This is a genomic window from Agromyces badenianii (genome assembly GCF_003070885.1).
Classification (GTDB): Bacteria; Actinomycetota; Actinomycetes; order Actinomycetales; family Microbacteriaceae; genus Agromyces; species Agromyces badenianii.
In genome coordinates, this window is sequence record NZ_CP028913.1 from 1,059,961 (window position 1) to 1,079,501 (window position 19,541).

A 19,541-nucleotide genomic window follows, 5' to 3' on the forward strand; every position below is an offset into this window, starting at 1 on the left:
TTCCACCGACTCGCAGTAAGGCGACCATGACCAACGACGCGATGCTCAGCCTCGAGCACATCGGCCTCCGCATCGGCGGCGCCCGCATCCTCCACGACGTCTCGCTCGAGGTGCCGGCCGGCGAGATGCTCGGCGTGATCGGCCCAAACGGGGCGGGCAAGACGACCCTTTTCAACGTCATCTCGGGCGTCGTGCGCCCCACCGACGGTCGCGTCGCCATCGACGGAGACGATGTCACACGGGAGCCGATCCATCGCCGGGCGGCAGCCGGGCTCGGGCGCACCTTCCAGACCTCGAGCCTCTTCGCCGCCCTCAGCGTGAGGGAGAACGTGCGGCTCGCCGCGCAGGCGCACCTCGGCGGTGCCGCGTCGGTCTTCCGCATTCCACGAGCGACGGATGCCGCGAGCGCACGTGCACTCGAATGCCTCGCCGAGGTGGGGCTCGAGCACCGGGCCGACGCCGAGGCCGCCGGGCTCGCGCACGGCGAGAAGCGCAAGCTCGAGATCGCGATGCTCATCGCGACCGACCCCAAGGTGATCCTGCTCGACGAACCGATGGCCGGTGTCGCATCGGGCGATGTGCCGGCACTCACGGAGGTCATCCGAGGCCTCCACCACGGCGGGCGCACGGTGCTCATGGTGGAGCACCACATGGAGGTCGTGCTCGGGCTCGTCGACCGGGTCGCGGTCATGCACCACGGCGAACTGCTCGCCGTCGACACCCCGGAGGCCGTCATGGCGAACCCGACCGTGCAATCCGCCTATCTCGGGGAGGCGGTGTGAACGCGCCCGACCCGTCCGCGCCGATCCTCACGGTGCGCGGCCTCTCCGGCCGCATCGCCGGTCAGCAGGTCGTCGAGGACGTCTCGTTCGAAGTGCCCGCAATCGGAGTCACCGCACTGCTCGGGCGCAACGGCGTCGGCAAGACCTCGACGATCAAATCGATCCTCGGACTCATCGATCGGAGCGGCGAGGTGACGTTCGCCGGCACCCGCATCGACCGCCTGCCGACGCACCGCATCGTGCAGCAGGGCGTCGGCTACGTGCCGGAGGACCGTGAGGTCTTCGGCACGCTCACCGTCGCCGAGAACCTGCGCCTCGCCGAGCGCGACGACCGGCCTCGCCGCGAGCTCATCGCGGCGCTCTTCCCCGACATTCACGACCGCCGCGCACAACGTGCGGGCACACTCTCCGGAGGGCAGCAGCAGATGGTCTCCCTCGCACGAGCACTCGTCAACGAGAACCGGCTCCTGCTCGTCGATGAACCGACGAAGGGCCTCGCCCCGAAGATCGTCGACGAGGTCGCCGTGGCGCTCGCCGAAGCGGCGCGCACCGTGCCGATGCTCCTCGTCGAGCAGAACCTGCACGTCATCAGGGCGCTCGCCGACCGGGTCGTCGTGCTCTCGGGCGGCCGGGTCGTCTTCACCGGCGAGGCCGCAGAGCTTCTCGACGACGAGGATCGCATCCAGCGCTACCTCGGCGTCCACGATGCGGATGCCGCGCCCGAGGGGAGCACCCGATGAGCACCATCGTCCTCCTCGTCATCACCGGCCTCGGCCTCGGGGCCCTCTACTTTCTCGTCGCGAGCGGCCTCTCCCTCATCTACGGACTCATGGGCGTGCTGAACTTCGCCCACGGCTCGTTTCTCACGATCTCGGCCTTCCTCGGCTGGGAGGTCGGGCGCCGAGTCTCCGACGGCACCTGGTGGGGACTCGCGCTCTCGGCACTCGTCGGCGTCGCGGTCGGCGCGATCGTCGCGGCGCTCACCGAGTACCTCCTGATCCGCCGGCTCTACGAGCGCCACATCGAGCAGGCGCTCGTGACCGTGGGCCTCTCGCTCGCGAGCGTCGCCCTCTTCGAGGGCATCTGGGGCACCGACCCGATCTACACCGAGAAGCCCGACTGGCTCGGCCAGACCACCGTGATCCTCGGCGCGAAGATCCCGAACGATCGGTTCCTCCTCATCGCCTGCGCGCTCCTCGTGCTCGGCGGCATCGTGCTCTTCCTCCGGAAGACCAGGTACGGCCTCATCATCCGTGCGGGCGTCGAGAACCGCTCGATGGTCACTGCGCTCGGCATCGACGTGCGCCGCTCGTTCACGCTCGTCTTCGCCATCGGCGGCGCAGCGGCTGGGCTCGGCGGTGTGCTCGCCTCGGTCTACTACGGGTACGTGTCGGCGCACCTCGGCTCGACTCTGCTCATCTTCGCGTTCATCGTCACGGTGATCGGCGGCCTCGGATCCCTCACGGGCGCGGCGATCGCCTCGGTCCTCGTCGCCGTGCTGCAGCAGTTCGCCAACTTCTACCTCGGCGGAACGGGCGACCTCGTGGTCGTGATCGCGCTCGCCGCGGTGCTGCTCATCCGCCCGCGCGGACTCATGGGGAAGGTCGCATGACTCACCGACAGGGCACAGCCCAGCAGACGGCGGATGCCGCGGCATCCGTTCCCACGACGGCGCCGACCCGCACCGCGGCATCCGATCGGCGAACCCTGTGGCTCGCCATCGGCGGCGCGGCACTCGTGGCGCTGCTCGCCGTACTTCCGCTCCTCGCGATCGACATTCCGGGTGTGCTGCCCGGCCCGACGTACACGCCGGGTACGTTGCAGCTGCTCGCCTACGCGATGCTCATCGCCGCCCTCGCGCTCAGCTACCGCATGATGTTCGGCCTCGCGGGGCTGTTGTCGTTCGGGCACGCGCTCTTCTTCGCGGCCGGTGCCTACGGGCTCGGCATCACGCTCGACGCGTTCGCCCCCGTCGACTGGCCGAGCGAGCTCATCTTCCTGGGCTCGATCGTCGTCACGCTCGTGCTGGGCCTCGTGCTCGCCGCGACCGTCGGGGCGCTCGCGCTCCGGGTCACCGGCATCTCGTTCGCGATGGTGACCCTCGCCTTCGCGCAGGCAGGCTCGGTGATCATCCGGCGCAATCCCGGCGGAGCGACGGGCGGCGACGAGGGCCTCTCGCTCGACATCACGAACGTGCCTGACGCGCTCGTCGGCGTGCTCAACACCCGCAACCTCTACTGGGTCGCACTCGGGGTGCTCGTCTTCGTGTACCTCGTGGTGCTCTGGGTCGAGAAGAGCCGGGCCGGGCACGTCGCGGAGGCGACCCGCGAGAACGAGCTGCGGGTGCGTGTCATCGGCATCCGGCCCTACAACGTCAAGCTCCTCGTCTTCATCGTCGCCTCGGTTCTCGCGGCGGTCGCGGGCATGGGCTACCTGCTGCTGCAATCGGGAGCATCCCCGCGCGTTGCGACGGCCGACTTCACCCTCACCCTCCTCGTCATCGTCGTGCTCGGCGGGGTGGGGTATCGCTGGGGCGCGATCGTGGGCGGTATCGTCTACACACTGCTCGACCAGCGACTGACGGCGCTCGCAGGCTCGGACGCGATCGCGGCCCTGCCCGATGTGCTCCGGATCCCGCTCTCTGAGCCGTTGTTCATTCTGGGAACGCTCTTCATCCTCGTGGTGCTGTTCCTGCCCGGGGGGATCGCGGGGCTCCCGCAGCGCATCCGCACGGGGCGGAAGCAGCACCCGGCCGAAGCGGAGGAGACCGCAGATGCCTGACGCACTCCACACCCTGGGGCGGTGGACGCACGACCGCGCCCGAGCCACCCCAGAGCGCATCGCGATCGACGATCGCGGCGTCGTCGTCAGCTACCGCGAGCTCGACGAGCGTGCCGAGCGGCTCGCGGCGGCGTTCCGGGCCGCGGGTTTCACGATCGGCGACCGCGTGGCGACCCTCACGGGCAACAGCGCCGACCAGGTCGTGCTCTTCTTCGCCTGCGCGAAGGCCGGCCTCGTGCTCGTGCCGCTCTCGTGGCGGCTCGCTCCGCGGGAGCTCGCCGCCCAGCTCGAGATCGCCGAGCCGGCGCTGCTCCTCGTCGAGAGCGAATTCGAGTCGCTCGCCCGGGCGACGCTCGCCCGGGTCGTGCGCCGCGTCCCCGTCACCGCACTCGGCGCCCACGGCGTCGAATCCGAGGTGCCGGCGCCGGCGAGGGACGGCGCGGCCGCGCCGGCCACACGCACCGAGGTCGCCGACGACGATGCGCTCCTCATCATCTTCACCTCGGGCACCACGGCCACGCCGAAAGGAGCCGTGCTCACGCACGCCAACTGCTTCTGGACGAACCTGTCGTTCTCGCGCATCTCCGAGCTCCGCGCGGCAGACACGGTGCTCGCGGTCATGCCGCAGTACCACGTCGGCGGATGGAACATCCAGCCGCTGCTCGCATGGTGGACGGGCGCCACGGTCGTGCTCGAGCGCACCTTCGAGCCCGGTCGGGTGCTGCACCTCATCCAGGAGCGCGGCATCACCACGATGATGGGCGTGCCCGCGAACTACCTCTTCCTCGCCCAGCACCCCGACTTCGCCCGCACGGACCTCTCGAGCCTCGAGCACGCGATCGTCGGCGGCGCGCCGATGGCGCCGGCGCTGCTGCGAACCTGGCACGACCGCGGCGTCGCCCTCGCCCAGGGCTACGGACTCACCGAGGCCTCGCCCAACGTGCTCTGCCTGCCCGATGAAGACGCGCGCAGCCGCGCCGGATCGGCGGGCAAGCCCTACCCGCACGTCGACGTCGCCGTCGCCGACCCGGTGACCGGCGAACGCCTCGACGGCGAGGCCGACGGCGAGCTGCTCGTGCACGGACCCTCGGTCTTCGCCGGGTACTTCCGCGACCCGGCGGGCACTGCGGCGGCCCTGCACGACGGTTGGCTGCACACGGGGGATCTCGTGCGCCGCGACGCCGACGGCTACTTCACGATCGTCGACCGCATCAAGGACGTCTACATCTCCGGCGGCGAGGGCGTCGCCCCCGCCGAGGTGGAGGCCGTGCTGCTCGGCCATCCGGCCGTCGCCGACGTCGCCGTCGTCGGCGTGCCCGACGAGCGCTGGGGCGAGGTCGGCGTCGCCTGGGTCGTCATCGGCCGAGGCCGGGTCGCGGATGCTGCAGAGCTCATCGATTTCGCCCGTGACTCGCTCGCCCGCTTCAAGGTGCCGCGCGACGTGCACGTCGTCGATGAACTGCCGCGATCGACGGCCGGCAAGGTGCTGCGCCGGGTGCTCGTCGAGCGCTCCATCAGGTCGGCCGCCGCCCCAGCCACATCGGAGCCCGGCACCATGCACCACCGAGAGGACGCACGATGAGCGCCGCACCCCGCACCGCACGGGGCGAGAAGACCCGCCGCCGCCTGCTTGAGGCCGCAGAGCACGTGTTCGCTGCGCACGGCTACCACGAGGCATCCGTCTCGCGCATCACCGAGCGCGCCGGTGTCGGCCAGGGCACGTTCTACCTGTACTTCACCACGAAGCTCGACATCTTCAACGAGCTCGTCGAAGACCTGAACCATCGTGTGCGGCAGGCCATGAGCGAAGGGTCTCGTGGTGCGAGGAACCGCATCGAGGCCGAACGTGCAGGATTCGCGGCGTTCTTCCGATTCACGGCGGAGCACCCGGCGCTCTACCGGGTCGTGCGCGAGGCCGAGCTCGTCTCGCCCGACGCGCTGCGGCTGCACTACACGCGCATCGTCGACGGGTACATCGACGGTCTGCGGGAGGCGAGCGACGACGGCGAGATCGGCGACATCGACCCGACCGTCGCGGCCTGGGCGCTCATGGGCATCGGCGAGATGATCGGCATGCGCTGGGTGCTCTGGGGCGACGGTGATGCTGCTCCGGGCAACGACGCCGACCCGACGGCGAGCGGCACCCGGGCGGTGCCGCCGGAGGTGCTCGACGAGATGATGCGCTTCATCGAGGGGGCACTCGGTCGCCCGACCGCCGGCCGGAATCGGATGAGCGGCGATGACATCGAACCGCGCAGCGACGCGGCAGGCAAGGAGGAATCGTGACCGATCTCAGCGGGCGCCGAGCGCTCGTCACCGGGGGAGCGAGTGGCATCGGCGAGGCCTGTGCCCGCGCGTTCGCCGAAGCCGGCGCCCACGTCACCATCGCCGACCTCAATGGGGAGGCCGCCGAACGCGTGGCCGCCGAACTCGACGGCGAGGCATGGCAGGTCGACCTCGGCGACACCGCCGCGCTCGCCGAGCTCTCGCTCGACGCCGACATCCTCGTCAACAACGCCGGTATCCAGCACGTGCGCCCCATCGAGGAGTTCGAGCCCGAGCGTTTCGCATTCATCATGCGACTCATGCTCGAGTCGCCGTTCCTGCTCATCAGGGCCGCCCTTCCCGGCATGTACGAACGCGGCTTCGGCCGGGTCGTCAACATCTCGAGCGTGCACGGGCTGCGGGCCTCGCCGTTCAAGTCGGCCTACGTCGCCGCGAAGCACGGCCTCGAGGGGCTCTCGAAGGTCACCGCCCTCGAAGGCGGACCGCACGGCGTCACCTCGAACTGCATCAACCCCGCCTACGTACGCACCCCGCTCGTCGAGCAGCAGATCGCCGACCAGGCGAGGCTGCACGGCATCTCCGAAGCAGAGGTCGTGCCGAAGGTGATGCTCACCGAGTCGGCCGTGAAGCGACTCGTTGAGCCCGAGGAGGTGGCGAGTCTCGCGCTCTGGCTCGCCGGTCCGGCCGCCGGCATGGTGACGGGCGCGAGCTACACGATCGACGGCGGATGGAGCGCCAGGTGACCTCGACCACCTTCACGGCGCCCGTCGAGGGCGGCCTGCTGGCCGGCGGCCAATGGCGGTCGGATGCCCCGGGCCTGCCGGTGCTCGCCGTGCACGGGATCTCGGCGACCCACCGCAACTGGGATCTCGTGGCCGACGGCCTCGGCTCGCATCGCGTGATCGCACCCGATCTGCGCGGTCGAGGCCGCAGCAACGCGCTGCCCGGCCCCTACGGCCTCGAACGGCACGCCGACGACGTCGCGGCGATGCTCGACGGTCTCGGTGTCGACCGGGTCTACGTGCTCGGTCACTCGATGGGTGCGTTCGTGTCGGTGCGATTCGCCGAGCGGCACCCTGACCGGGTCATGGGCCTCGCGCTCGTCGACGGCGGACTGCCGGTGCCGAACCCCGCGGGCGTGCCCGAGGAGGAACTGCCTGCGCTGCTGCTCGGCCCGGCGCTCGAACGGCTCTCGATGACGTTCCCCGATCGGGCCGCCTACGTCGACTTCTGGCGGCGGCATCCGGCGCTCGGCCCGTACTGGAACGCGTGGATCGAGGCCTACGTCCAGTACGACCTCGACGGCGAGGAGCCGACGCTGCGGAGCTCGGCCGTCGCTGCCGCCGTCGCCGAGAACGCGATGCAGCTCGACGGATCGAGCGGCTATCTCGAGGCGCTCGAGGCGCTGCCCGGCCCGGTCGACTTCTTTCGCGCGCCCCGCGGCCTGCAAGACGAGGCGCCGCTCTACCCCGAGGCACTCGTCGCCGAGTGGGCCGAGCGGATGCCGCGGCTAGCCGTGCACGACATCCCCGATGTCAATCACTACACGATCGTCATGACCGAGCCCGGCGCGGGTAGCGTGATCCCTGTGATCCGTGCCCGCATCGAGGCGGCGGAAACACAGGAAGGTGCATCGTGACACTCGACAAAGTCGTCGGGTCCGCTCAAGAGGCGGTCTCCGACATCCCTTCGGGCTCCAGTCTCGCCGTCGGCGGGTTCGGGCTCTGCGGCATCCCGATGGTGCTGATCCAGGCCCTGCTCGACGCGGGGGTCGACGGGCTCTCCGTCGTCTCGAACAACTGCGGCGTCGACGACTGGGGTCTCGGGGTGCTGCTCGCGAAGCAGCGCATCGCGAAGATGACCTCGTCGTACGTCGGCGAGAACAAGGAGTTCGAGCGGCAGTACCTCAGCGGTGAGCTCGAGCTCGAACTCACCCCGCAGGGCACGCTCGCCGAGAAGCTGCGAGCGGGCGGCAGCGGCATCGCGGCGTTCTTCACCCAGACCGGCGTCGGCACGCAGGTCGCCGAGGGCGGGCTTCCGAGGCGCTACAACGCCGACGGGTCGATCGCCGTCGCGAGCCCGGTCAAACCCGTGCAGACCTTCGACGTCGCCGGCGTGCCGCGCGAGTTCGTGCTCGAAGAGGCGATCACGACCGACTTCTCGCTCGTGCACGCGCTGAAGGGCGACCGGTACGGCAACCTCGTCTTCGACAAGTCGGCGCGCAACTTCTCGCCGCTCGCGGCGATGGCGGGCCGGGTCTGCATCGCCCAGGTCGAGGAGGTCGTCGAGGCCGGCGAACTCGACCCCGACGCCGTGCACCTGCCCGGCATCTACGTCGACCGCGTCGTCGTCGTCGGCCACGACATCGAGAAGCGCATCGAACGTCGCACCGTACGAGAGGGGAACTGAGATGGCACTGACCCGCTTCGAGATGGCCGCCAGGGCCGCCCGCGAGCTCGCCGACGGCTCCTACGTGAACCTCGGAATCGGCCTGCCCACGCTCGTGCCGAACTACGTGCCCGACGGGGTCACGATCCTGCTGCAATCCGAGAACGGCATTCTCGGCGTCGGGCCGTACCCGACCGACGACGCCGTCGACCCCGACCTCATCAACGCGGGCAAGGAGACGGTGACGGTGCTGCCCGGAGCCGCGTACTTCGATTCGGCGGCGAGTTTCGGCATGATCCGCGGCGGCAAGATCGACGCCGCGATCCTCGGTGCCATGCAGGTGTCGGCGGCGGGCGACCTCGCCAACTGGATGATCCCCGGCAAGATGGTGAAGGGCCCGGGCGGCGCCATGGACCTCGTGCACGGCGCGCGCCGCAAGATCGTGCTCATGGAGCACGTCGCGAAAGACGGCTCGCCGAAGATCGTGCACGAGTGTTCGCTGCCGCTCACGGGTCGCGGCGTCGTCGACCGGATCATCACCGACCTCGCCGTCATCGACGTGACCCCCGAAGGGCTGCGGCTCGTCGAATGCGCCCCCGGCGTGAGCGTGGACGAGGTCGTCGCGGCCACCGAGCCATCCCTCATCACCGACTGACCGGAAGGCGCACGCATGGTCGAAACGATCTTCCGCGGCATCCGCACCCACCAGGTCGAGACCCCGCGCCTCGCCGCGGGCGTACTCGAACGGCGAGCGGAATCCCCGGCGAAGACCGTCGTCTTCGTGCACGGCAACGTCTCGTCGTCGTTGTTCTGGCAGCCGACGATGCTCGCATTGCCGCCCGAGATCGCCGCCTACGCCGTCGACCTGCGCGGATTCGGTGACAGCGAGACCCTGCCCGTCGATGCCACCCGCGGCCTTCGGGACTTCTCCGACGACGTGGCATCCGTCGTCGACGCCCTCGATCTCGGCGCCGTGCATCTCGTCGGCTGGAGCATGGGCGGCGGCGTGGTCATGCAGCTCCTGCTCGATCGGCCCGAGCTGGTCGCGAGCCTCACGCTGCAGTCGACGGTGTCGCCGTTCGGCTTCGGCGGAACCGCGCTCGACGGCTCTCTGCTCACCCCGGATGCGGCGGGCACCGGTGGCGGGGGAGTGAACCCCGATTTCGTGGCGAGGCTCGCGGCCGGCGACCGAAGCGACGAGGCCGGCTCGCCACGGGCCGTGTACCGCTCGAGCTACGTTGCCCCGGGTTTCGTCTCGGAGCATGAAGACGTCTGGGTCGAGTCGATGCTCTCGACCGCCATCGGCGCCGACAACTACCCCGGCGACTCGACCGCGACCGAGCATTGGCCGGGCTTCGCGCCGGGTGCTCACGGCGTGCTGAACACGATGGTGCCGACGGTCTTCGACACCTCGGGCATCGTCGATCTCGACGTGAAGCCGCCCGTGCTCTGGATCCACGGTGCCCAGGATGCGATCGTCGGCGACGCGTCGTTCTTCGACGCGAACCAGCTCGGCAGGGCGGGCGTCATCCCCGGGTGGCCGGGCGACGAGGTCGCCCCGCCGCAGCCGATGATCTCGCAGACCCGTGCCGTGCTCGCGCGGTACTCCGAGGCGGGCGGCGCGGTGACCGAGCTCGAACTCGAGAACTGCGGGCATTCGCCGCACCTCGAGCACCCGGAGGCGTTCCACGACGCGCTCGTGGCGCTGCTCTCCGACTGATCGACGGTGCCGGCCAACCGCATCAGGGTCGGCCCTGAGGAGCGGGCTCCGATCTGTGCCCGATTTCACACCGGTGCGCGGCGCCATCGCGGCCGCCGGAACGTTCGTGCTCGCGGCGGCCCTGCTCGCGGGCTGCTCTGCTGTTCCCCCTTCGCCGCCGGCGGCTGCGAGCGCGACGCCCGACCCGACGCCGGATCCGATGGCCCAGGTGGTCGCCCTCGCGAGAGTCGCCCGCTCGACGCGCAGAGACGCGACCCGAAGAGCACAGGCGACCATGCGTGATCGCAGCAGGCTCGAGCGCAGCTGCCGGAACCGGTGGGCACTATAGCGCGCGAATCGCCGGAACGGGAGTCCCTGTCTGCGATTCGAAGGGGAGCGAACACTGGAGGCGCGGGCGGATCAGCACCCGTGAGGTCGGCGCCCTGCTCGCCCGGCATGGTCGTCGCCTCGAGCACCGTGTATCGAGGAGGAAACCGTGGCCGACAAAGGAACGAGCCGAGAGCTGTCGGATGCCCCCGCACCTGACGACGACCGGAAGCCCGACTCACCCCGCGAGGTGACGAAGCGCTCGTGGATGTACGTTCTGCGCAAGAGCTTCCGCGAGTTCATCGACGACCAGTGCCCCGACCGTGCCGCGTCGCTGACCTACTACGGCGTGCTGGCGCTGTTCCCGAGCCTCCTCGCCCTCACCTCGCTGCTCGCGCTGGTGGGCCAGGGCCAGCGAGCGATCGACGCGCTGTTCGGCATCGTCGAGCAGGTGGCGCCCGGTCAGGCGCTCGACGTCATCCGCGAGCCGCTCGAAGACTTCAGCGCGTCGCCGGCCGCCGGACTCGGGTTCGTCACGGGTCTGCTGCTCGCGATCTGGTCCGCATCGGGGTACGTGGGGGCGTTCAGCCGCGCGATGAACCAGGTCTACGAGATCGACGAGGGGCGCCCGTTCTGGAAGCTCCGGCCAATGCAGCTCATCGTCACCGTCATCACGCTCCTGCTGATCGTCGTGATCGCCGTGATCCTCGTGATCTCAGGACCCGTCACGAATGCGATCGGCGACGCCATCGGTGCGGGCGAGGCCGTGAAGATCGTGTGGGAGATCGCGAAGTGGCCGTTGCTCGCGCTCGCCGTCATCCTCGCGATCGCGATCCTCTACTACGCCACCCCGAACGCGAAGCAGCCGAAGTTCCGCTGGATCAGCATCGGCGCGCTCGTCGCGATCGTTGCGCTCGTCATCGTCTCGGCCGGCTTCGCACTGTACGTCGCGAACTTCGCGAACTACGACCGCACCTACGGATCGTTCGGCGGAGTCATCGTCTTCCTGTTGTGGTTGTGGCTCGCCAACTCCGCATTGCTCTTCGGTGCCGAGTTCGACGCGGAGCTCGAGCGCGGACGGCAGCTCCAGGCCGGTATCGAGGCGGAGGAGGACATCCAGCTTCCGCCGCGCGATACGCGCAAGAGCGACAAGGCGGCGAAGAAGGAGCACGAGGACATCGAGATGGGGCGGCGGATCCGTCTCGAGCACGCCGACGACGCCGACGACGCCGACAGGGCCGATGTCGATACCGCGACCGGCGACGGGAGAAGTGCACAGGAGCGCTCGCGGCGCTGACGGGCATGCCGAAGCGCGGCTGCCGACGAGAGCCCGGGCAGGGCGTCATCCCTGGGGTGGCCGGGTGACGAGGTCGCCCCGCCGCAGCCGATGATCTCGCAGACCCGTGCCGTGCTCGCGCGGTACTCCGAGGCGGGCGGCGCGGTGACCGAGCTCGAACTCGAGAACTGCGGGCATTCGCCGCACCTCGAGCACCCCGATGCGTTCCGCGAAGCGCTCGTCGCGCACATCTCGGCCTAGAGAGACCGTGTGCACCGCCGTATCAGGGCATACCCCGACGCTCCCAGTCCGCGGAGTGCCCGATACTTGTCGCACACCATCAGGATCGAGAGGACCCGTGCACCGACGATGACCCGACCGACCTTGGCCCGATGGAGTCTCGCCGCACTGGCCCTCACGATGACCGCTGCACTGAGCGGATGCTTCGGACCTTCGCCGTCACCCACGCCGACCCCGACCACCACCGCCAGCCCGACGCCGACGGCGACCCCGACGCCGACTCCGGATCCAATGGCCCAGGTGGTGGCCCTTGTCGCTCGCCCGCAGGCACTCGAGCTCCGCGCCGCCGAGGGCGGAACCGTGGCTGCACTCGACTACATGTCGTCGCCTGCCGAAGCGATCGCCGTGCTGACGGATCTGTTCGACGCACCGCCGGTCGACGAGCCGTACGCCGGAACGAACCACACGCCCCCGGGCGTATCCCATGCGTGGGACGACTTCGTGCTCGACGAGCGGTTCTACGACGAGGAACGGCGCGCCGACGGCGACCTCGACTACGTCTGGCCGCGATTCGCCGTGTACTTCGACGGGCCGAGCGCGCACGGCCTAGATCTCACCACTGAACAGGGATTCCACGCTGCGGACCCGTGGTCGTCGCTTGCCGGTGACCCGGTGTTCGATGCGAATCTCTGGACGTGCATCGGGACCCCGATCGAAACTCTCGATTTCGCTCGTCCCGATGGTCAGCCGGAGACGGCGACCGTCGTCGCAACGCCCACCGACGACGGCTCGGCCGTGAAATGGCTCGGCGCGCCCGTCATGCTCGCCGACGGCTGCGCGTAGTGCGAAAGCGTGCTGAGACATCCGCTTCGCGACCCCCGGCCACTCGCACGGACGTAGACTCGAGTCGTGCCTGCTGTGAATCTCGGAATGCCCAAAGTCCCTGAGGTACTGGCCCCGCGACGCAAGTCCCGCCAGATCAAGGTGGGCAAGGTGCTCGTCGGTGGTGGTGCTCAGGTGAGCGTGCAGTCGATGACGACGACGCCGACGACGAACATCAACGCGACGTTGCAGCAGATCGCCGAGCTCACGGCGTCGGGCTGCGACATCGTGCGCGTCGCCGTTCCGAGCCGCGACGACGCCGAGGCGCTGCCGATCATCGCGAAGAAGAGCCAGATCCCGGTGATCGCCGATATCCACTTCCAGCCGAACTACGTGTTCCAGGCGATCGACGCCGGTTGCGCCGCGGTGCGCGTGAACCCGGGCAACATCCGCAAGTTCGACGACAAGGTCGGCGAGATCGCGGCGGCGGCGAAGGCCGCCGACGTCAGCCTGCGCATCGGCGTCAACGCCGGCTCGCTCGACCCGCGTCTGCTCGAGAAATACGGCAAGGCGACTCCCGAGGCGCTCGTCGAGTCGGCCGTGTGGGAGGCGAGTCTCTTCGAGGAGCACGACTTCCACGACTTCAAGATCTCGGTGAAGCACAACGACCCCATCGTCATGGTGAAGGCCTACCGGCTGCTCGCCGAGCGCGGCGACTGGCCCCTGCACCTCGGCGTCACCGAGGCCGGGCCGGCCTTCCAGGGCACGATCAAGTCGGCAACCGCGTTCGGCATCCTGCTCGGCGAGGGCATCGGAGACACCATCCGCGTCTCCTTGTCGGCCCCGCCCGTCGAAGAGGTCAAGGTGGGCCTCCAGATCTTGCAGTCGCTGAACCTCCGCGAGCGCAAGCTCGAGATCGTCTCATGCCCGTCGTGCGGTCGCGCCCAGGTCGATGTCTACAAGCTCGCGAACGACGTCACCGACGGACTCGAGGGCATGACCGTGCCGCTGCGCGTCGCCGTCATGGGCTGCGTCGTCAACGGCCCGGGCGAGGCACGCGAGGCCGACCTCGGCGTGGCATCCGGCAATGGCAAGGGCCAGATCTTCGTGAAGGGCGAGGTCATCAAGACCGTGCCCGAGTCCGAGATCGTCGCGACCCTCATCGAAGAGGCCAACCGCATCGCCGACGAGATGGGGGCGGATGCCCCGATCGGCACCCCCGAGGTGCTGACCCCGTAGTCGCGAGCGCCGCCCGAGCGTAGGGTGGGCGGCAACGGATGCCCCGTGGCATCCGATCGCGAGAGGAGACCGCGATGAGCGGCGACGGCAGCGAGTTCGAGTACCCGGACACGGCGGGATATCCCGACGGCATGGGCACCCTGCACGAGGGCACCGACGATGCCGCGACGGCGGCGGAAGAGGACCTCGAGGAGTTCGCACTCGACGAAGAGGAAGACGTCGAGGGCGTCTGACCCTTCGCACCGGAGCCGGCCGTCAGGCGGCGGTGGCCGCCCGGAAGGTCACCGTGCCCGCGCGGATGTCGGCGGCCTCCAGCACGACCTCGAGCTCCGTGCCCGCCCGGATGCCGTGCGGTGCCGGGCAGGTGGCCGACACCGCCGGCTCGACGAGCTGGATCACGGCCGAATCACCGCGCACCTCGAGCACCGTCGCGGTGAACCGCTCTCCCACATGTCCGTGCAGCACCGCGGCCTCCACCCGAGCCACGGACGCCGCGTCGAGCTGACTCGCGCGCTGCGACGACGCGCCCATGAGCGACGGCAGCTCGGCGAGGGATGAACGCGCCCACGCGGGCACTTCGCGACCGGCGCAGATCGCTTCGCACACGGCGAGCCCCCACCGGTCGACGAGGCGACGCAGGGGCGCGGTGACGTGTGCGTAGGGCGCCGCGAGCGCCGATTGCATCGGGTCGGGCGGAACCGTGCCGTCGAGCGCGACGTACCCGGCACCGCGGAAGAGTCCCGACGCCACCTGCATCACCGCGAGGGATGCCGGATCGTCACGGTCGAGCCCGCGCAGGTACTCGCCGTACGAGAGCGTGTCCGGCCAGGGCCGGCCGAGTGCGCGGGTCTGCGTGCGGAACGCGTCGATGCGTTCCGCGCTCGGCTTCGGCATGGTGCGGAGGATGCCGATGCGGCCGGCGATCATGAGCTCCGCCGCGGCCATGCCCGTCATCAGCGAGAGTTGGGCATTCCATTGCTCGACCGGCAGCGGATGGCGCCGCTCGAGCGCATAGCCGCCGTCGGGCGTGCGCACGATCTCCTCGTCGGGGGCGTTGAGGCTCGCGCCGCCGCGCGCTCGCTCGAGTTCGATGCGCAGCACCCCGACCTCGCGGAGGAGCGCGAGCGAGGAGTCGCCGTCGCCCGCATCGATGCGGGCCTGAGCCTCGCCGTAGCTGAGTTGCTCGCGTGATCGCACGGCAGCTCGCACCAGCCGCGTGCCGGTCACCGTTCCGGTCTCGTCGAGGTCGAACGACCAGACGAACGCGCTCCGATCGGCGCCGGGCAGGAGCGAGGCCCGATCCTCGCTCAGCACGAGCGGATGCAGCGGCACCCGCCCGTCGGCCGCGTACAGCGTCTGGCCCCGGCGCCGGGCCTCGCGGTCGACGGCCCCGTCGGGGCGCACCCAGCCCGGGACATCCGCGATCGCGTAGTGCACCAGGAACCCGCCGGAGCGTCGCGTGAGGTGCAGCGCCTGGTCGAGGTCGGTCGAACCGGGCGGGTCGATCGTGAGGAACTCGATCTCGCGCAGGTCGACTTCGGGCGGGGGAGTGGGGGCGAGCATCGCGGATGCCTCGGCGTCGGCGTCGGCGGGGAACTCCGCGGGCAGCTCGAGGGCGGCCCGGAGCTCGGCGAGCGCTGCGGCGAGCTCGCTCTGCGCGAGTGATGCGGCGACGTGGGCTCGACGGCCTGGCATGCGCCAAGCCTAGGGCGAGCGCCCGAACTAGAATCATCTGGTGCCCACACGCCTGACGAACTACTTCCTCCGTACGCTCCGCGAAGACCCCGCCGACGCCGAGGTCACGAGCCATCGCCTGCTCGTGCGCGCCGGCTACATCCGGCGCCAGGCGCCAGGCGTCTTCGCGTGGCTGCCGCTGGGGCTGCGCGTGAAGGCGAAGATCGAGGCGATCATCCGTGAAGAGATGACGGCCGCGGGCGCGCATGAGGTGCACTTCCCGGCGCTGCTGCCGCGCGAACCCTACGAGGTCACGGGCCGCTGGACCGAGTACGGCGACGCGCTGTTCCGCCTGCAGGACCGCAAGGGCGCCGACTACCTGCTCGCGCCGACGCACGAAGAGGCGTTCACGCTGCTCGTGAAAGACCTCTACAACTCGTACAAAGACCTGCCGCTGGCGATCTACCAGATCCAAGACAAGTACCGCGACGAGGCACGGCCGCGCGCCGGGCTCCTGCGCGGCCGCGAGTTCACGATGAAGGACGCCTACTCGTTCGATGCCTCCGACGAGGGGCTCGACGCGAGCTACCAGGCCCAGCGCGACGCCTACGAGCGCATCTTCGCGCGGCTCGGCCTCGAGTACGTGATCGTCAAGGCGGACGCCGGTGCGATGGGCGGTTCGAAGAGCGAGGAGTTCCTGCATCCGACCCCCGTCGGCGAAGACACCTTCGTGCGTTCCGCCGGGGGCTACGCGGCGAACGTCGAGGCGTTCGAGACGATCGTGCCCGAGTCGATCCCGTTCGACGGGCTCCCGGCTCCCGTCGTGCTCGACTCGCCGAACACGCCGACGATCGCCACCCTCGTCGACCTCGCGAACGCCGAGTACCCGCGGCCCGACGGTCGCGCGTGGACCGCAGTCGACACGCTGAAGAACGTCGTGCTCGCCGTCACCCAGCCCGACGGCACGCGCGAGGTCGTCGTCATCGGGCTGCCCGGCGATCGCGACGTCGAGATGAAGCGCGTCGAGGTCGCGTTCGCGCCCGGCGAGGTCGAGCCCGCCACCGACGCCGACTTCGCCAAGCACCCCGGACTCGTGAAGGGGTACATCGGGCCCTGGTCCGACGGCGGCGCCGTGCTCGGCGCCGAGTCGGCCACCGGCATCCGCTACCTCGTCGACCCCCGGGTCGTCGACGGCACCGAGTGGATCACGGGCGCGAATGTCGACCAGCAGCACGTCTTCGGGCTCGTGGCCGGCCGCGACTTCGTGGCCGACGGCACGGTCGAGGCGGCGAACGTGCGCGCCGGCGACCCCGCACCCGACGGCTCCGGCCCGGTCGAGCTCGCCCGCGGCATGGAGATCGGTCACGTGTTCCAGCTGGGGCGCAAGTACGCCGAGGCGCTCGGCCTCAAGGTGCTCGACGAGAACGGCAAGCTCGCCACGGTCACGATGGGCTCCTACGGCATCGGCGTCACCCGCATCCTCGCGATCATCGCCGAGGACAACAACGACGACAAGGGCCTCGTCTGGCCGCCGGCGGTTGCGCCGTTCGACGTGCACGTACTCGCGACCGGCAAAGACCAGGCGGTGTTCGACGCGGCCGAGACGATCGTGGATGCGCTCGAGGCATCCGGATTCGACGTGCTCTACGACGACCGCCCGAAGGTCTCGCCGGGCGTGAAGTTCGGCGACGCCGAACTCATCGGCATCCCGAAGATCGTGATCGCCGGCCGAGGCGTGGCCGACGGCATCGTCGAGGTCTGGGATCGTGCGAGCGGCGATCGCACCCAGGTGCCGATCGCCGAGGTCGTCGCAGCGCTCGGCTGAGCCGTTCAGTGGATGCTCCGGCGCCGATCGGCGCCGGAGCGCCGACGGTTCTCGACGCATTCACATCTCGTTCACTCCTCATCATGTGTCGCGACGGGTTCCCCGGGCATTGTGCTCGTGGAACCCCGACCACGAGCGTGAGGACGATCCGTGACGATCACCGACATCCAGTTGTTCCCGATGGCCGACCACGCGCGAGGCAAGCGTTCGCCCGTCACCTGCCACTTCAAGTGCGGAAACGCATGCCTCGGACCGGAGTGCAACACCTCCGACAACCCCAGCTTCCGTGACATCGCCTCGGCCGCACTGACGCGCCGTGCGCTGCTCGGCCTCGGTGCTGCGGGCGCCGTCGGAATCGCACTCGCGGCGGCGACCCCGAGCGGCTCCGCGATCGCGGCTCCCGGCGCCGGGTTCGCGAACGGCGGACTGAGCTTCGACCCGATCGCTCCCGTGCCGATGCTGGTCGACGACTTCAACGTGCCCGCCGGCTACTCCTGGAAGCCGATCATCCGCTGGGGCGACCCGCTCTTCTCGGGCGTTCCGGCCCTCGACTTCGGCAACCAGACGGCCGAGGCGCAGGCGGGTCAGTTCGGGTACAACTGCGACTACATCGACGTCATCGCCGACCGCAGCGGGCGCACCGCCGTGCTCGCGAGCAATCACGAGTACGTGAACCCCGGCATCATGTTCCCGCCGTCCGACGACGCCGCCGAGCTCGACCGCCGTGCCGCGATCTCCAAGGCCGCACACGGCTTCTCGGTGGTCGAACTCCGCCGCAGCAAGATCGGCCAGCCCTGGCGCTACCTGGTCGACGGCCGTCGCAACCGCCGGATCACCGCCGACACCGTGTTCGAGGCGACCGGCCCCGCGGCGGGCAGCGCGCTCCTGAAGACCGCGGAAGACCCCGAGGGCCGGTGGATCAAGGGCACGCTCGGCAACTGCGCGGGCGGCACGACGCCGTGGGGCACCGTGCTGTCGGGCGAGGAGAACTTCGACGGCTACTTCGCCTGGGCCGCGAGCACGGCCGGCCAGAAGCGGTACCGCGCCACGCCGAGCGCGAAGTCGACGTACACGTTCGAGCGCATCGACCCGCGGTTCAACGCCCACGACGCCGGATTCGTGAACGAGCCGAACCGCTTCGGCTGGATCGTCGAGATCGACCCCGAAGACCCGACGTCGACGCCGCGCAAGCACACCGCCATGGGCCGGTTCAAGCACGAGGGCGCCAACGTCATCATCGCCGAAGACGGCCGGGCCATCGCGTACATGGGTGACGACCAGGCGAACGACTACCTCTACAAGTTCGTCTCGAAGGGCGTCTTCGACCCGCGCCACACGCCGGTGGCACGCCGCAAGAACCTCGGCCTGCTCAGCGAAGGCGACCTCTACGTCGCGAAGTTCACGGGCAACTCGCCGGCCGCCGAGATCGTCGGCACGGGCGCGCTGCCGGCCGACGGACTCTTCGACGGTACCGGCCAGTGGATCCCGCTCACGCAGGGCGGGCAGAGCGTCATCCCCGGCATGACGACCGAGGAGGTGCTCGTCTTCACCCGCCTCGCCGCAGACAAGGTCGGCGCGACGAAGATGGACCGCCCCGAAGACGTCGAGCCGAACCCGAAGACGCGAAAGGTCTACCTGGCGCTCACGAACAACTCGTCGCGCACCGCGGCGAACGTCGACGAGGCCAACCCCGTCACCGGCAACCGCAACGGTCACATCATCGAGATGACCGAGACCGGCGGCCAGTCGGGAACGACGTTCGGCTGGAGTATCCTGCTGCTCTGCGGCGACCCGGCGGTCGACCAGAACACCTACTTCGCCGGCTTCCCGAAGGAGCTCGTCTCGCCGATCTCCTGCCCCGACAACGTCGCGTTCGACTCCGTGGGCAACCTCTGGATCTCGACCGATGGGGCACCGAGCAAGATCGGGTACAACGACGGCCTGTTCAAGGTGCCGCTCGAGGGGCCCGAGCGCGGCCACGTGCAGCAGTTCCTCTCGGTTCCTCGCGACGGGGAGACCTGCGGTCCGATCATCCACGATCAGGAGAGCATGGTCTACGTCGCCGTGCAGCACCCCGGGGAGAACGGCACGGTCGCCGCACAGACCTCGTACTTCCCCGACTACGTGCCGTCGCACCGGCCCGAGAGCGGGCTCGTGGCGGCCCCGCGGCCGTCGGTCGTGCAGGTCTGGCGCGGCTGAGAG

General features: G+C 69.9%; 19 protein-coding genes. 18 read left to right on the forward strand and 1 reads right to left on the reverse strand.

The annotated features are described in order from the left end of the window. Positions 1-26 precede the first annotated feature (26 nt). The 16 genes from DCE93_RS05035 (at position 27) to DCE93_RS14545 (ending at position 14,073) form a co-directional block, all read left to right on the forward strand. Positions 27-782 (forward strand): ABC transporter ATP-binding protein, encoded by a 756-nt coding sequence (locus DCE93_RS05035; RefSeq protein WP_108596599.1) that lies wholly within the window; start codon positions 27-29, stop codon positions 780-782. Further along, positions 779-1,522 carry an ABC transporter ATP-binding protein gene (locus DCE93_RS05040; protein ID WP_108594921.1) on the forward strand — a complete coding sequence of 248 codons (744 nt, stop codon included), beginning with the start codon at positions 779-781 and terminating at the stop codon, positions 1,520-1,522. Before DCE93_RS05035 ends, DCE93_RS05040 begins: the two co-directional genes overlap by 4 nt. Continuing rightward, a complete protein-coding gene (locus tag DCE93_RS05045; protein ID WP_108594922.1) occupies positions 1,519-2,394 on the forward strand; it encodes a branched-chain amino acid ABC transporter permease in 876 nt (291 codons plus the stop codon). Before DCE93_RS05040 ends, DCE93_RS05045 begins: the two co-directional genes overlap by 4 nt. After that, positions 2,391-3,563, forward strand: a complete 1,173-nt coding sequence (locus DCE93_RS05050) for a branched-chain amino acid ABC transporter permease (protein WP_108594923.1) — start codon at positions 2,391-2,393, stop codon at positions 3,561-3,563. Before DCE93_RS05045 ends, DCE93_RS05050 begins: the two co-directional genes overlap by 4 nt. Continuing rightward, the gene (locus DCE93_RS05055) at positions 3,556-5,145 is read left to right on the forward strand and encodes a class I adenylate-forming enzyme family protein (RefSeq protein ID WP_108594924.1); all 1,590 of its coding nucleotides are present in this window, start codon (positions 3,556-3,558) and stop codon (positions 5,143-5,145) included. Before DCE93_RS05050 ends, DCE93_RS05055 begins: the two co-directional genes overlap by 8 nt. Next, positions 5,142-5,849: a TetR/AcrR family transcriptional regulator gene (locus tag DCE93_RS05060; protein WP_108594925.1), complete on the forward strand. Its 708-nt coding sequence runs from the start codon at positions 5,142-5,144 to the stop codon at positions 5,847-5,849. Before DCE93_RS05055 ends, DCE93_RS05060 begins: the two co-directional genes overlap by 4 nt. Further along, complete coding sequence (locus tag DCE93_RS05065) at positions 5,846-6,592, forward strand: 3-hydroxybutyrate dehydrogenase (RefSeq protein WP_108594926.1); 747 nt, start codon at positions 5,846-5,848, stop codon at positions 6,590-6,592. Before DCE93_RS05060 ends, DCE93_RS05065 begins: the two co-directional genes overlap by 4 nt. Further along, positions 6,589-7,488: an alpha/beta fold hydrolase gene (locus DCE93_RS05070; RefSeq protein WP_235825359.1), complete on the forward strand. Its 900-nt coding sequence runs from the start codon at positions 6,589-6,591 to the stop codon at positions 7,486-7,488. Before DCE93_RS05065 ends, DCE93_RS05070 begins: the two co-directional genes overlap by 4 nt. After that, entirely contained in the window at positions 7,485-8,258 is a 774-nt protein-coding gene (locus DCE93_RS05075; protein ID WP_108594928.1) for a CoA transferase subunit A, read from the forward strand. The genes DCE93_RS05070 and DCE93_RS05075 overlap by 4 nt, the downstream gene beginning before the upstream one ends. Position 8,259: 1 nt before the next feature. Further along, positions 8,260-8,892, forward strand: a complete 633-nt coding sequence (locus DCE93_RS05080) for a CoA transferase subunit B (protein ID WP_205647481.1) — start codon at positions 8,260-8,262, stop codon at positions 8,890-8,892. Positions 8,893-8,907: 15 nt separating this feature from the next. Then, complete coding sequence (locus DCE93_RS05085; protein ID WP_108594929.1) at positions 8,908-9,957, forward strand: alpha/beta fold hydrolase; 1,050 nt, start codon at positions 8,908-8,910, stop codon at positions 9,955-9,957. A gap of 475 nt (positions 9,958-10,432) precedes the next feature. Further along, on the forward strand, positions 10,433-11,560 hold the full coding sequence (locus DCE93_RS05090; RefSeq protein ID WP_108594930.1) for a YihY/virulence factor BrkB family protein: 1,128 nt from the start codon (positions 10,433-10,435) through the stop codon (positions 11,558-11,560). 90 nt (positions 11,561-11,650) lie between these two features. Further along, complete coding sequence (locus DCE93_RS05095; protein WP_205647482.1) at positions 11,651-11,800, forward strand: alpha/beta fold hydrolase; 150 nt, start codon at positions 11,651-11,653, stop codon at positions 11,798-11,800. Positions 11,801-12,079: 279 nt separating this feature from the next. Continuing rightward, positions 12,080-12,622: a hypothetical protein gene (locus DCE93_RS05100; protein ID WP_168186166.1), complete on the forward strand. Its 543-nt coding sequence runs from the start codon at positions 12,080-12,082 to the stop codon at positions 12,620-12,622. Between the two features lie 87 nt (positions 12,623-12,709). Next, positions 12,710-13,840: a flavodoxin-dependent (E)-4-hydroxy-3-methylbut-2-enyl-diphosphate synthase gene (ispG, locus tag DCE93_RS05105; RefSeq protein WP_108594932.1), complete on the forward strand. Its 1,131-nt coding sequence runs from the start codon at positions 12,710-12,712 to the stop codon at positions 13,838-13,840. Positions 13,841-13,914: 74 nt separating this feature from the next. Then, the gene (locus DCE93_RS14545) at positions 13,915-14,073 is read left to right on the forward strand and encodes a hypothetical protein (protein ID WP_168186167.1); all 159 of its coding nucleotides are present in this window, start codon (positions 13,915-13,917) and stop codon (positions 14,071-14,073) included. A 22-nt stretch (positions 14,074-14,095) separates the two neighbouring features. Here the strand turns inward: DCE93_RS14545 and DCE93_RS05115 are convergent, their stop codons facing one another. Then, positions 14,096-15,535 carry an RNB domain-containing ribonuclease gene (locus tag DCE93_RS05115; protein WP_108594934.1) on the reverse strand — a complete coding sequence of 480 codons (1,440 nt, stop codon included), beginning with the start codon at positions 15,533-15,535 and terminating at the stop codon, positions 14,096-14,098. A gap of 40 nt (positions 15,536-15,575) precedes the next feature. Between DCE93_RS05115 and DCE93_RS05120 the strand changes: the two genes are divergently transcribed. After that, positions 15,576-17,339 carry a proline--tRNA ligase gene (locus DCE93_RS05120; RefSeq protein WP_205647483.1) on the forward strand — a complete coding sequence of 588 codons (1,764 nt, stop codon included), beginning with the start codon at positions 15,576-15,578 and terminating at the stop codon, positions 17,337-17,339. A 180-nt stretch (positions 17,340-17,519) separates the two neighbouring features. After that, on the forward strand, positions 17,520-19,538 hold the full coding sequence (locus DCE93_RS05125; protein ID WP_108596602.1) for a PhoX family protein: 2,019 nt from the start codon (positions 17,520-17,522) through the stop codon (positions 19,536-19,538). The last annotated feature ends 3 nt before the right edge of the window (positions 19,539-19,541 follow it).